Annotated in this window: 12 protein-coding genes; 5 read left to right on the forward strand and 7 right to left on the reverse strand. The window is 71.6% G+C overall.

From position 1 onward, the window contains the following. Positions 1-184 precede the first annotated feature (184 nt). Both AC3ET3_RS04810 and AC3ET3_RS04815 read right to left on the reverse strand, forming a co-directional pair. Positions 185-1,444 (reverse strand): McrC family protein, encoded by a 1,260-nt coding sequence (locus AC3ET3_RS04810; RefSeq protein WP_435611677.1) that lies wholly within the window; start codon positions 1,442-1,444, stop codon positions 185-187. After that, the gene (locus AC3ET3_RS04815; RefSeq protein WP_435611678.1) at positions 1,437-3,539 is read right to left on the reverse strand and encodes an AAA family ATPase; all 2,103 of its coding nucleotides are present in this window, start codon (positions 3,537-3,539) and stop codon (positions 1,437-1,439) included. Before AC3ET3_RS04815 ends, AC3ET3_RS04810 begins: the two co-directional genes overlap by 8 nt. Before the next feature lie 111 nt (positions 3,540-3,650). On the opposite strand from AC3ET3_RS04815, the gene AC3ET3_RS04820 reads away from it, so the two are divergent. The 3 genes from AC3ET3_RS04820 (at position 3,651) to AC3ET3_RS04830 (ending at position 5,577) form a co-directional block, all read left to right on the forward strand. Further along, positions 3,651-3,878, forward strand: coding sequence for a hypothetical protein (locus AC3ET3_RS04820; protein WP_432137735.1), 228 nt, complete (start codon positions 3,651-3,653; stop codon positions 3,876-3,878). 60 nt (positions 3,879-3,938) lie between these two features. Further along, the gene (locus AC3ET3_RS04825; RefSeq protein ID WP_435611679.1) at positions 3,939-4,352 is read left to right on the forward strand and encodes a hypothetical protein; all 414 of its coding nucleotides are present in this window, start codon (positions 3,939-3,941) and stop codon (positions 4,350-4,352) included. Between the two features lie 44 nt (positions 4,353-4,396). Continuing rightward, positions 4,397-5,577 (forward strand): IS3 family transposase gene (locus tag AC3ET3_RS04830; RefSeq protein WP_435611680.1). Its coding sequence is split into 2 segments (ribosomal slippage): positions 4,397-4,681 and positions 4,684-5,577, totalling 1,179 coding nucleotides; the frame shifts between segments, so codons are not numbered across the junction. 143 nt (positions 5,578-5,720) lie between these two features. Here the strand turns inward: AC3ET3_RS04830 and AC3ET3_RS04835 are convergent. The 4 genes from AC3ET3_RS04835 to AC3ET3_RS04850 all read right to left on the reverse strand — a co-directional run bounded on the left by AC3ET3_RS04835 (position 5,721) and on the right by AC3ET3_RS04850 (position 9,157). Further along, entirely contained in the window at positions 5,721-6,434 is a 714-nt protein-coding gene (locus AC3ET3_RS04835) for a hypothetical protein (RefSeq protein WP_432135732.1), read from the reverse strand. 1,096 nt (positions 6,435-7,530) lie between these two features. Then, the gene (locus AC3ET3_RS04840) at positions 7,531-8,100 is read right to left on the reverse strand and encodes a TerD family protein (protein ID WP_435611717.1); all 570 of its coding nucleotides are present in this window, start codon (positions 8,098-8,100) and stop codon (positions 7,531-7,533) included. A gap of 28 nt (positions 8,101-8,128) precedes the next feature. Further along, entirely contained in the window at positions 8,129-8,530 is a 402-nt protein-coding gene (locus tag AC3ET3_RS04845) for a MazG-like family protein (RefSeq protein WP_435611681.1), read from the reverse strand. A 45-nt stretch (positions 8,531-8,575) separates the two neighbouring features. Continuing rightward, positions 8,576-9,157: a DoxX family protein gene (locus AC3ET3_RS04850; RefSeq protein ID WP_432135730.1), complete on the reverse strand. Its 582-nt coding sequence runs from the start codon at positions 9,155-9,157 to the stop codon at positions 8,576-8,578. A gap of 263 nt (positions 9,158-9,420) precedes the next feature. On the opposite strand from AC3ET3_RS04850, the gene AC3ET3_RS04855 reads away from it, so the two are divergent. Continuing rightward, entirely contained in the window at positions 9,421-9,747 is a 327-nt protein-coding gene (locus tag AC3ET3_RS04855; protein ID WP_432135729.1) for a nuclear transport factor 2-like protein, read from the forward strand. 257 nt (positions 9,748-10,004) lie between these two features. Here AC3ET3_RS04855 and AC3ET3_RS04860 read toward each other — a convergent pair whose 3' ends face one another. Continuing rightward, positions 10,005-10,775: an SDR family oxidoreductase gene (locus AC3ET3_RS04860; RefSeq protein WP_432135728.1), complete on the reverse strand. Its 771-nt coding sequence runs from the start codon at positions 10,773-10,775 to the stop codon at positions 10,005-10,007. A gap of 156 nt (positions 10,776-10,931) precedes the next feature. Between AC3ET3_RS04860 and AC3ET3_RS04865 the strand changes: the two genes are divergently transcribed. Further along, complete coding sequence (locus tag AC3ET3_RS04865) at positions 10,932-12,611, forward strand: alkaline phosphatase D family protein (protein WP_435611682.1); 1,680 nt, start codon at positions 10,932-10,934, stop codon at positions 12,609-12,611. Positions 12,612-12,626 lie beyond the last annotated feature (15 nt).

Raw genomic sequence — 12,626 nt, forward strand, 5'->3', positions numbered from 1 at the left:
GCCGCGCCGAGGAACTCAGCGTGTTCCCTGCGCCCCCAGGGCCCGTGCCTTCCACCGCCACCGATGCCCTGAGGGATCCGGGCGGTCCGGGCGGTGGCGCCGGGGGCACCGGCCTCCGCCAGGAAGGGGCCCGCGCCCCACGGCCGGCCCCGTGGCCGACGACCTCCGCCTCGGCGAGCGTTGATCACGAGTCCGCCCAGGGCAGCACCGACCCGATCCACGCGGCCGCCTCCTCCGGGGCCGCGCGGCTGTCGACGCCGAGGACGTGAACGCTTCCGAGCGAGGCCTGGGGCCCGCTGATCCGGAGGACCCGGTGGGAAGGGCCGCTCGGGCTCGGGTGGACGATCACCGAGCGGGGAGCGGTGCCGGGGGTGTAGCCGGCGCTGTAGGTGAGGAGCTGGTGGACGTCGCCGGCGCCGACGCCGTAGCGGTCGTAGCGCTTGTACTTGGCGTCCACCGGCAGCAGCGTGCGCGCGGACGCGTCGTCGGGCCGGGGGAGGCTGAGCAGCACGTCCGGCCGGAAGGCCGAGGAGCTGCCGAGGTCGCCCCGGACGGTGATGCCCGTCGCGCCGCCGCTCGGTACGCGGTGACCGCCCCGTGGTGCGGCGGCCTCGGCGACCAGGCGCCGGACGACGCCTTCCCACAGAGCGGGCATGGCCAGCAGCAGGCCGTCCGCCGCGGTGCCCCGGTCGGTGAGGAGGTCGGTCACGCCGCCGCCCCGCAGCAGCAGCCGGGCCCAGGTGTGTGCCGCGCGGTAGCGGGCGTTCAGGCGGGTGTAGCGGGTACGGTCCAGGGCGCGCAGGGCGGCGTCGGGGGTCGCGGCCCGCGGGAACGCCTCGGCGGTGGAGCGCAGGTCGCGGACGAGGCCGGGGTGTGTGGCCAGGGCACCGGCCGCCCGCAGCGCTGTCCCCAGCACCCGGTTGTCCCAGATGTCCGCCTCCCGGTCGAAGGTACGGACGTGCAGCCGGTCGAGTTGCCCGTAGCGCCGCGCCACCTGGGCGCCGACGTCCAGGCGTCCCCGAAGCACCGGTTCCAGGCTCCGGCGGCGTACGTAGTCCCGGCGCAGTCCCTCCCGTACCAGTCGCTCGCACTGTTCCAGCAGGGCCGCGGCCACCAGGTCGGCGTAGCCGTCCGGGCCGGTGGACCAGCGCCGGGCCGTCGCCGGAAGCGGGTCCGAGGCGCCGAGGGCGTAGGAGAGCCAGCTCATCAGTTGTTCGCCGGGGATGGCGAACTTGGGCTCGATGACCAGGCGGACGCGGTCCAGCACCAGGATGCCGACGGTCGCGTCGGCCTTGAGCCGCCAGCCGGTCGGGCCCTGGTCCAGGCCGAGGCAGCCGCGTGCCTGCAGGGCGCGCAGCCGCTCGACGTCCCGGGGCGTGAGCCGGTCGGCGGCCAGCAGCGTGGAGCCGTACTCGGCGAGCCGGACCTCGGCGCGGTCAGGCATCGGTGTCGGGGGCGCCGCTGGTGAACTCGGTCGCGAGCGCGGCAGCAAGGTCCTGCGGCGACATCAGTGCCGGGCGTCCGGTGTCCGCGTCGACGAGGCCGCCGAGGATGCGGTGCAGCAGGTCGGCGCGGCCGAGGCAGTAGTCCTCCAGGAGGGGGATCACCTCGTGGTGGAAGGCGGCCGCCAGGTCGTCCTCGGTGGCGATCGGCTCACCGTCGCGCAGCAGGTAGGCGTGCCCTATCTGGTGGTCGGCGTCGAGGTGGCGGGCGATGCGGGTGTTGAGGGACTCGAAGAACTGCGCCAGGTCCAGGGGGCCCACCGTGCCGGCCACGGCGTCCGGGTCGGGGCCGACCGGCAGGAAGGCGAAGCGGCGGCGTACGGCGGCGTCCAGGTGGCTGATGCTGCGGTCCGCCGTGTTCATGGTGCCGATGATCCGCACGTTCGGCGGTACGGAGAAGGTGCGCCTGCTGACGGACAGGGCGACGGGGAGGCCGCGCTTGTCGAGTTCGAGCAGCGTGACCAGCTCGCCGAAGATGCGCGGCAGTTCACCGCGGTTGATCTCGTCGACGATCAGCAGGAACGTGTCGTCCGGGTGAGCGGCGGCCCGTGCGCACAGGGCGTGGAACACCCCGTCGGTGAGTGCCAGGGTCAGGCCGGGGCCGGTGGCGCTCAGATCCGGCTTGAAGCCCTCCACGAAGTCCTCGTACCCGTAGGACGGGTGGAAGGTCACCAGCTGGACGCGGCTGTCCCCGAGCATCTCGGCCTGGGCCGCCGCCCGCCGGTCCGGCGCCGCGGTGAGAGCCTCCGCACGGCCGGCCAGGGCGAGGGCGGCACCCAGCGCGAGCCGGGTCTTGCCCGTGCCGGGCGGCCCGTGCAGGATCACCTGCCCCTTGCGCTCCAACGCCTCCAGCACACTCGTGACGTCCTCGGGCAGAGCGACCGGACCACGAGCGTACGGCTCCGCGGACGCCGTGCCCGGATCGGCCGGCCCCTCGGTGATCCGGGAGAGGAACGACGGCTGGACCTTGGCGAACGTGGACCGCCAGCCGTGCTGGGGGCTCGGCAGTCTCCGCGCGTGGGAGACGTCCCAGGACACCGGGACGACGTGCCGGTACTCGGCGTGGTCCGCCTCGAAGCGGTAACTCCCGCTGACGGTACCGGTGGCGAGGACCTCGTCCGTCCCGCGGTTGGCGACGATCCGGTCCCCCGCCTCCAGGTCCCGGAACGCCAGCAGCCGCCGGGCGAGCGTCAGGCTGCCCCCGCTGCTGCGCGGCCAGTGGGCGTCGAGGGCCTGCTTCAGTTCGCTGTCGCTCTGGTACTGGCCGAGGTCCCCGATCTCGTCCCACCCGACGCGGATCACCCCGGCATCCCGGCACTCCTCCCAGAGTCGGCCGCGCTCACCGGGGGCGATCTTCCAGATCGTGCGCTGCTGCGGACGCGGGTTGAACGTCTCGTACAGGAAGCGCATGACCTCCTGCCCGCTCCAGCCCTCGAACTCCGGCCGTGCGCGCACGAGTTCCAGCAGCCGGCGGTTGGTGTGCCAGGCCGGTGCGTCGCTCTGCGCGGTCCCGCCCAGCAGGGCGACGAACTTGCGCAGGTGCTCCGCGGCGTAGATCGGCAGGAAATGCTCGGGGAAGTACGTGGCCAGGGACTTGGTCACCAGCGTCGGACCGAACCGCAGCACCTCCAGGTCGTCCACGGCGTCGACGTCTCCCGCGGCCATGGCCTCGAAGGCGCGCGTGAACTGCCCGCGCAGCACCTCCCACGCCTCCTGCGGTTCCATGCCGCGCAGCGGGGCGGCCACCCGCCACTCACCGGAGTTGTGGTGGTACATGATGTGCTTCGCCGCGCTGCCGCCCTTGATGCTGCCGAGGTTCGGAGTGCCGAACTCCATCAGCCGGCAGTACGTCGGCCCGTCCCCGGCGGAGGCGGCCTGGCCCAGGGCGTAGCGCGACAGCGGCAGCGTCGCCCACTCGTCGAGAGGGAACTGCGAGAGCACCTGCTTGCGTTCGTGCTCGGCGGCCGCGTCGGCCTCCGCCGCACTGCTCCGGTCGAAATCCGCCGCCGCCGCCCGCAGGCCCAACTGGTCCGTCATGGCGGTCATGATGCCGGATCCACCGCCCTGGTAGCGCTGTTGTCGGGAAGGGCCGGGTGCTGCCCCGCCGCCTGTGACATCCTGGGACGGCTGCACAGGAGGGGAGGGTGAGTGACCGAGGCACCGCTCACGCACAAGCAGGCGCTCGCCGCGGTGATCCGGGTTCTGGGAGGCACCTGGGACACGGACCGTGCCGTACTGGCTCTGCGCGTTGCCGGGTATGAGCCCACGAGCGACGAAGCAGCCGGCAAGGAGGCCCGCCGAAACCTGCGGGAGCTGGCCGATGAGGGTCTTATCGCGAGACCGGACCCCGGTCAGGCGGTGTACCGGCCGGTGTAGTCGTCCACAGGGAGCCCGCTGCCGCACTGGGGCGTCAGCCCTCGGGCTATGGTGCTCGTCATGCCGTCCACGCACCTGCTGATCATCGGAGACCGCGCCGCGCTGAGCTGGGTGCTGGCCGAGCAGCGCATGGCTTTCCCGGCGGGTCGTTCCAGGGCGGCCCGCGGACTGGAGGAGGGGGACGAGATCTTCCTGTACTCCACCCGGGGCTGCTTCGGCAACCCGACGCGTGACCTGGGACGTGTCATCGGCCGGGCCACGGTGGCCAGTTCCGTGCGGGTCCTGGAGGAGCCGGTCGTCTTCGGAGAGCGCTCCTTCACGGAGGGGTGCCGCCTGACCGTGTCCGGCCTCAGCCGGTTCCGTGAGGGGCTGGTACTGCGCGAACTGGTGCCCAGGCTGTCGGTGTTCCCCGACCTCGCCACGTGGAGTGTCCGCCTGCGTCGGGCGTCACGGGACTGCTGCACGAACAGGTGACACCTGACCTGGCTTGCTGAGAGGCGGCCTGGAAGGATGTTGCAGTGCCCAAGCCGTATCCGAAGGAGTTCCGCGAGGACGTCGTGCGGGTCGCGCGCAACCGCGAGCCCGGCGTCACGCTGGAACAGATCGCCGCCGACTTCGGCGTCCACCCGATCGCTCTGTCGAAGTGGCTGCGCCGCGCCGACACCGACGAGGGCGCCAGGCCCGCCACGGCATCGGGTGAGTCGGCCGAGCTGCGTGAGGCCCGCAAGCGCATCCGGCTGCTGGAGCAGGAGAACGAGGTCCTCAGGAGGGCTGCGGCGTATCTGTCGCAGGCGAACCTGCCGGCAAAATGATGTACCCGCTCGTCCGCGAGCTGGCCGCCGCCGATGCCCCTCACAGGGTGCCGGTGGCGGTGACGTGCCGGGTGCTCGGGCTGGCCCGCCAGCCCTACTACCGGTGGCTGGACAGGCCGGTCACCGACGCCGAGATGGCCGAGGCATACCGGGCCAACGCGCTGTTCGACGCGCACCGCGACGATCCCGAGTTCGGCCACCGCTTCCTCCTCGACGAGGCCCGGGCGGCCGGTGAGGCGATGGCCGAGCGGACCGCCTGGCGGATCTGCCGGGACAACGGCTGGTGGAGCGCCTTCGGCAAGCGACGGGGCCGCGGGAAGAATGCCAAGGCCGGGCCGCCTGTCCACGATGACCGGGTGCGGCGGGACTTCACCACAGCCGGGCCGAACCGGCTGTGGCTCACGGACATCACCGAGCACGCGACCGGCGAGGGCAAGCTGTATCTTTGCGCGGTCAAGGACCTGTACTCCGGCCGCATCGTGGGCTATTCCATCGACGCGCGGATGAAGTCCAGCCTCGCGGTGAGAGCCCTTGAATCCGCCGTCGCCCGTCGCGGCCAGGTCGCCGGATGCATTGTTCATTCCGATCGCGGATCGCAGTTCCGCTCACGGAAGTTCGTGTCCGTTCTCGCACGTCACGGCCTGGTCGGCTCCATGGGCCGGGTCGGTGCGGCCGGCGACAATGCGGCCATGGAGAGTTTCTTCGCGCTACTGCAGAAGAACGTCCTCGATCGCCGTGCCTGGGTCACCCGCCAGGAGTTGCGGATCGCAATCGTGACCTGGATCGAGCGCACCTACCACCGACGCCGGCGTCAGAGACGCCTGGCCCGATTGACCCCCGTCGAGTACGAGACCATCATGACCCCAGCCGCAGCTCTGGCTGCATAAACCCCGCTGTCACCCGATCATGCAGCAGTCCCGTCAGGTACTCGTAGCCGGAGACCGCGACTTTGAACTTCAGCTTCCGTGCACGCACAGTGCGGTACTGATCGTCCTCACCGGAGCAGCCGCCGCGTCGCGGGCGGCTCGGGTCACCAGGTCCGCTCGGCCACCGCCGCGCCGCTGTTCGCCGTCTGTTCCGTGGACCCCCGCTTGGCCTCGCGTCGCCCCGGCGAGAGTAAAACGATGCAGGTGAGAGCTGCCAGGGGGGGAAGTCCTGCAGTGACGAAGCCGGCCGGTGTCCTGGGGGCGCCGATCAGACACAGCACCACGGTGAGACCTGTGAAGGTCAGCAGGACGCACCACCCTGACGTTCTTCGGGCGGGGAGGCCGCGACAGGAAATCGCCAGAACTGCCGTCAGCCAGGGGCCGAAGACAAGGAAGGGCCACCAAAGCGCCAAGTCGTGCGCGGCCGGGGTGGCCAGGCGCCGGAGCGGCTCGTAGCTGAGCAGGCCGCTGAGCGTGCTGACCACGGCGAAAACAGCCATGGATACCAAGCGGTTGAGGGTTGACGTGAAAACCTTCCACCAGCGGGCACCGGCAGCCCGCTTACGCGCATGGCGTCGTGCCATCGGGCCGCGCTGCGGTGCGTGGGCCGATGTCTCTTCAGGCGCTCCTGAAGCTGCCTGCCCCAGGAGGAGATTAAGTTCCTGATCGAGGGTGTCTCCGGAGAATCCTGAGACAACGGAACGTGGTACCGGCGTCGCCCAGGGCGTGTCGCTCTGCTGCCAGGGGAAATCACTCGCGGCTGTATAGGGTCCTTCCATTTTCCAATGTGGTTCAAAAGCCTGGCCGTACTCGTTCATCCGACGATTCCCTCCCAGCGCGCATCGATATCCGTTTTGATCTGCTGCAGCCTGGAGAAAAGATCGTCGAGAGGGTTGTCCGGCCACGGCTTCATGATCGAAGTGGCCGGACTCCGAAAGGTGCGGGGGCTGAGGGTGCCGATAATGTGATGGTTTCCGAGTGAGCGATGCAGTGAATATCCACTTGGTTTAGTCACGCCGATACAACGACAGCAGGGTCCACCTGGAGTAAGCCCGAACGGGTGAATTGTTATGCGCCTTATCCGAAGGTGATCCTTTCTCACCCCCGGCCTGAGCCTGTCAGGGCGGGGACGGCGTCCTGCGTGGTGTTCTTCGTTCTCCACGTGCCGCCGACCGATCACAGGCCCCGATCCGTACCAGCGTCCACCCCCGGTCTTCCCGGCCGTGCGCGGCCGATCGAACCTGTTTCCGCTGCGGCTTACGGCCGTGATGCAGTAGCTCCCCGTCACTTCAGTAGCCCAACGAACTTGGCGCGCGGAGTGTCTCTCGGCGTGAGTCCTTCGTTCCTAGAGCATGGATCTCCGTCTGATGCCTCCGGCTGACACCGCCGCTACGTCCGAGAGTTGGGGGGCGTTGGTCGGGACCGCGCACTGGGACGGCAAGGATGTGACAGTGCCCGGCCCGGGAAGCGAGCCGACGGCGGCAGAGCCGCTGCCACCGTTGCCCTGCCGACGGAGCGCTGCGCCTCGCCACGCCGCCCCGCGTCCCTCCGCGGACCTGCATCTCACACCGCTGTATGCGGCGCTGGTCCGCGAATGGGAGGCGCGAGGCGCGGTATCGCCCGGTGCTGTGGACCCAGACTGGCGTTTCGCCTCGTGGTCGGTGATGGACGCCGAGGTGCGCAGGATTTTGCGTAGCCTGCGCCTGCAGCGAGTTGCAGAGGAGGAGCGACGCTGAATCCATTGATCGCGAGCCTTGTTGCCGCTGACCGGGCTTGATCACGCCCTCGGGGGGACTGGATCACTCGGGAAGGTACGCCCTTCGCGTCCCGTCCCGAAAACCGATCCACAAGTCCCTGACAGCCGTACGGATCCTCTTGGGATCCGGTTGGTCACGCTCGCCCGGGCAGCCGCCGTCAGACCTGCCGAACCCGCCCCATCTCCGCCACGAACACCACCGGATCGCTGTCGTACCCGCGCAGCATCTCCCGCATCAGCCACCGGCCCGACCCGTCCCGTACGAACTCGGCCACCGTCGCCGCCGTCGCGTCGGCGACGTCGGTCAGGGCGTCGGAGAGGAGTTCGCGGTGGCCCGCGACGACGATGACGCCCTTACCGGTGACGTCGCCGAACGTCAGGGGGCCGTCGTCCTGGTGGATGGCGATGCCGACGACGACGCGGGCGTAGGCGGGGGAGAGGCGGTCGAACTCGAAGGTCATCGCCTCGACGTAGCCGAGGCCCTGGCCGGTGCGGCTGTGGCGGGTCATGTTGATGGTGCCGTCGGGGGAGCGGCTGTCGTAGTGGACGACGTACGCCGGTCGTCCGTACGGCGTGTCGGCCGGGTAGGTGGCCGCGACGATGTCGAGGTGGTGCGGCGGGCGGCCCGGGGGGCTGGGGTCCCAGCGCAGTTTGACCTCGACCTTTCCCAGACCCGCCTCACCGCTGTCGTTCATAGGCCGATTGTGTCCCCTTGACGGCGTGTTGATGCCGGTCGCCGTCGAGGTTTGGGCAGCTCTATACCCGGCTCTGTGCCTGGCCCGGCTGCTCGGCCGCGCTCTCCCCTCCGGCGGTCAGGGACCGGGCCGCCACCTCGGACAGGTGGCGGGTGAGCACCTCCCGGGGCTCGGGGGTCAGGGTGCGCAGGGCCACCAGCGCCGTGACGACGACGTCGCACAGCTCGGCCCGTACGTCGTCCCAGCTGTGGCTGACGCCCTTGCGCGGGTTCTGGCCGACGGCGCCGATCACCGCCTCGGCCACCTCGCCGACCTCCTCCGACAGTTTCAGCATCCGCAGCAGCAGCCCCTCCCGGCCGGCGACCGACTCGTCGCGCTCCAGCCATGCGTGCAGGGCGTCGATGGTGGGCCAGAGGCCGGCCGGGAGGTTGGTGGGGAGCGGGGTGGTGTCGTGGTCAGCCATGGGCCGCAGCTTGCCACGCAGGTGTGACACCGCCGGCCGGTGCCGTTACGCCTCCGGCCCGCTCCGCATCGCGTCCCGCTCGTCGAGGTCGAACAGTGCCTCCTGTTCGCCCTCCCGCTGCCGCCGCAGGCGCCGGGTGCGCAGGCCCACGACCACGGCGGTGGCGGCGGCCGTGGTCGCGAGGGCGGCCGGGACCATCCAGCCGCGGTTGACCGTGTGGCCGAGGGCCGCGTCGAGGGAGAGGCGGCCGGGGCCGGCCACGGCGAGGCCCGCGGCGGTCAGGCCGAGGGAGGCCGCGTACTCGTAGCCGCCGCCCTGGTTGAAGAAGCCGTTGGGGGCGTGCACGGCGGTGGCGCCGGCCATCGCGCCGGCCGCCGCGGCGCCCGCCGCGGGCGTGGCCAGGCCGAGTGCCAGCAGCGTGCCGCCGCCGGCCTCCGCGAGGCCCGCCATGGTCGCGCTGGTCCGGCCCGGCCGGTAGCCGACGGACTCCATGAACTGGCCGGTGCCCGCCAGCCCGTGCCCGCCGAACCAGCCGAACAGTTTCTGCGCGCCGTGCGCGGCCAGCACCCCGCCGGTTCCCAGCCGGAGCAGCAGCAGGCCCAGGTCACTTCGCTCGTACGAGGTCACGGTCAGGTCACTCCCTGTGCGGACGTGGGCGGAACATGGGCGGGACGTGCGCGGTGCGTGCCCGATGCGTGCGCCGTGCGTGCACCGCATGTGGTGCGCGGTACCTCCGGTACGGACGGCCGCGGCGCCGCGGCCGTGGCCGGCCGGTGGCCGAACCCATGCGTTCCCACCGTCGCACCCGCGACACCCGTCCGGCCCGCCCGGGACGCCGTTCGGGTGGCGCTCCGGGTGCGGTGGGCGGAGCGCGGTGTGAGGCTGCGGGCATGACGATTCAGCCAGCCAAGCTCAGGGATCCGGCCGTCCGGGCCTTCGTCACCGCCGTGAACTCCCGGGACCGGGAGGCCTTCCTCGACTGCCTCACCCCCGACGCGACCATGGCGGACGACGGATCGGACCGGGATCTCGCCGACTGGGTGGACCGGGAGATCTTCACCTCCCACGGTCATCTGGAGGTCGACAACGAGTCCCGCGGCGGCCGGGACATCGTCGCCCGCTACCGGAACGACACCTGGGGCGAGATGCGCACCCGCTGGCACTTCGAGGTCGGCGACGACGGACGCATCTCCCGGTTCGAGACCGGGCAGGCATGACCCGAGACCCCGTGCTCGCGGGGTGTGGCGGCCGCCCCGGCGCCGGTGCGCACCTCGCGGTCCCGTGCGAGGCCCACCCCCACCCGGCGCCCCGGGCGGCCACCCCCTCCCCCCTCGGAGTGGCTCCCGGAACCCTCGTGCAGCAAGTGTGAAGGTTCCGTGGAGACGAGTCGAGCATAGGTCTCCTAGTGGGCGCAATACTGCGGATGGCCAAACTCCGGTTGTGTAGGTCGCGCAGTTGACGGCCCGTGGGCGGCTCAACCCCTCCCGATGTACGGCATCGTCGTCGCCAGGACGGTCGCGAACTGCACGTTCGCGTCCAGCGGCAGCTCCGCCATGTGCCGTACGGTGCGTGCCACGTCGGCGACGTCCATCACCGGTTCCGGCGCGATCTCGCCGCTCGCCTGCAGCGCGCCGGTCTCCATCCGCGCCGTCATCTCGGTCGCCGCGTTGCCGATGTCGATCTGCCCGACGGCGATGCGGTACGGCCGCCCGTCCAGTGACAGCGACTTCGTCAGCCCGGTGAGGGCGTGCTTGGTCGCCGTGTAGGCCACCGAGTGCGGCCGCGGCGAGTGCGCGGAGACCGAGCCGTTGTTGATGATCCGGCCGCCCTGCGGGTGCTGCTCCTTCATCTGCCGGTACGCCGCCTGCGCGCACAGGAACGCCCCGTTGAGGTTGGTGTCCACCACGTGCCGCCACGCCTCGTACGGCAGCTCCTCGACCGGCGTCCCGCCCGGCCCGAACGTGCCCGCGTTGTTGAACAGCAGGTCCAGCCGCCCGTACCGCTCCCGCACCGCCGTGAACAGCGCGGCCACGTCGTCCGGCCGCGACACGTCCGTGCGTACGGCGAGGTGGTTCGCGCCGGGCACCCGCGCGGCCGTGTCCTCCAGGGCCTCGGGGCGTCGGCCGGCCAGGGCCACCGCCCATCCGGCGCGCAGCAGTTCCACGGCCACCGCGCGGCCGATGCCGGAACCGGCGCCCGTCACCAGCGCGATGGGGGTCTCGTCGGCAGTTTCCTTGGCATTCATGGTGTCGCAGCGTAGGTGACGGTCCGCTATCCGGAACTGATCCGTCCGCCATACGACTGTCGTGCACGCGCCAGAGCGACGTCGTCCCGGTGTCGCCCCGGTGTCGTCCCCGGCCACTCCAATGCCTCCTGCAGCCATTCGCAGGGGAGGACCGGAATGACACCCGCAGCCCGCCAGTCCCAGCACGCCCCGGAAGTCAGCGCCGCAGCCCGGCAGTCCCAGCACGCCCCCGAACTCCGCGCCGCCGCCCGCCACCTGAACCGGCGCCGCTTCCTCACCGTCACCGGCGCGGCCGCCGCCCTCGCCTTCGCGGTCGGCCTGCCCACCGCCGGCACCGCGGCCGCCGCGGAACTCGACGCGGCCCGCATCCCCGCCGACCCCTTCACCCTCGGGGTCGCGTCCGGCGACCCCCGGCCCGGCGCCGTCCTGCTGTGGACCCGCCTCGCGCCCGCCCCCCACCAGCCCGACGGCGGGCTGCCCGCCTCCCGCGTGACCGTCCGCTGGGAACTCGCCCACGACGAGCACTTCCGCCGCGTCGCCCGGCGCGGCTCCACCGTCGCCCACCCGGAGTTCAACCACGCCGTGCACGTCGACGTCGACCACCTCGACGAGGACCGCGTCTACTACTACCGCTTCCGGGCCGGCACCTGGATCAGCCCCACCGGCCGCACCCGCACCGCCCCCGGCCCCGGCGCCCGGCCCGCCGCCCTCACCCTCGGCATGGTCTCCTGCCAGCGCTACGACCAGGGCTACTTCACCGCGTACCGCCACCTCGCGCAGGACGACGTGGACGTCGTCTTCCACCTCGGCGACTACCTCTACGAGTACGCGGTCAGCGACGTCGCCGGCGCCCGCGCCTACCCGGCCGGCACCGTGCCCGACGTCTACCGCCACGAGATGGTCACCCTCGACGACTACCGGCTCAAGTACGGCCTGTACAAGTCGGACCCCGACCTGATCGCCGCGCACGCCGCCCACCCCTTCGTCGTCACCTACGACGACCACGAGACCGAGAACAACTACGCCGGCGACATCCCCGAGAACTCCGTCCCCCCGGAGGAGTTCCTGCTGCGCCGCGCCGCCGCCTACCGCGCCTACTGGGAGAACATGCCGCTGCGCCGCCCCCAGCGGCCCGACGGCCCCGACCTCACCCTGTACCGCCGGCTGCACTGGGGCCGGCTCGCCCAGTTCGACGTCCTCGACACCCGCCAGTACCGCTCCGACCAGGCCTACGGCGACGGCTGGCGGTACCCCGGACCGGAGTCCGAGGACCCGGCCCGCACCCTCACCGGCGCCGCCCAGGAACGGTGGCTCATCGACGGCTGGCGCCGCTCGCGCGCACGCTGGAACGTGGTCCCGCAGCAGGTCACCTTCTCCCGCCGGCACAACTCCACCACCCTGCCGTCCAAGCTCTCCATGGACTCCTGGGACGGCTACCCGGCCTCCCGCGAGCGGGTCCTCGCGGGCGCGGAGGCGGCCGGCGTCGAGAACCTCATGGTCCTCACCGGCGACGTCCACGTGCACTACGGCTTCGACATCAAGCGGGACTTCGACGACCCCGGCTCGCGCACCGTCGGCACGGAGATCGTCACCACCTCCGTCTCCAGCGGCGGCAACGGCTCCGAGCACCCGTCCAACTGGGCCACCTATCTGGCGGCCAACCCGCACCTGAGGTTCTACGACGGGCGGCGCGGCTACGCCACCGTCCGGCTCGGCCACGACCTGGCCCGCGCCGACTTCAAGACCATGCCGTACGTCACCACCCCGGGCGCGCCCCTCACCACGGCCGCGTCCTTCGTCACCGAGGCCGGCGACCCGGGACTGAAGCCCGCCTAGTCGTGCTGACCGGAC

Source organism: Streptomyces sp. bgisy159 (assembly GCF_057707805.1).

Excerpts from the sequence above, each read along its gene's own strand:
- AC3ET3_RS04810 (WP_435611677.1), bottom strand. The coding sequence starts at position 1,444 with ATGCCTGACCGCGCCGAGGTCCGGCTCGCCGAGTACGGCTCCACGCTG.
- AC3ET3_RS04815 (WP_435611678.1), bottom strand. The coding sequence starts at position 3,539 with ATGACGGACCAGTTGGGCCTGCGGGCGGCGGCGGCGGATTTCGACCGG.
- AC3ET3_RS04825 (WP_435611679.1), top strand. The coding sequence starts at position 3,939 with ATGCCGTCCACGCACCTGCTGATCATCGGAGACCGCGCCGCGCTGAGC.
- AC3ET3_RS04835 (WP_432135732.1), bottom strand. The coding sequence starts at position 6,434 with ATGAACGAGTACGGCCAGGCTTTTGAACCACATTGGAAAATGGAAGGA.
- AC3ET3_RS04845 (WP_435611681.1), bottom strand. The coding sequence starts at position 8,530 with ATGGCTGACCACGACACCACCCCGCTCCCCACCAACCTCCCGGCCGGC.
- AC3ET3_RS04855 (WP_432135729.1), top strand. The coding sequence starts at position 9,421 with ATGACGATTCAGCCAGCCAAGCTCAGGGATCCGGCCGTCCGGGCCTTC.
- AC3ET3_RS04860 (WP_432135728.1), bottom strand. The coding sequence starts at position 10,775 with ATGAATGCCAAGGAAACTGCCGACGAGACCCCCATCGCGCTGGTGACG.
- AC3ET3_RS04865 (WP_435611682.1), top strand. The coding sequence starts at position 10,932 with ATGACACCCGCAGCCCGCCAGTCCCAGCACGCCCCGGAAGTCAGCGCC.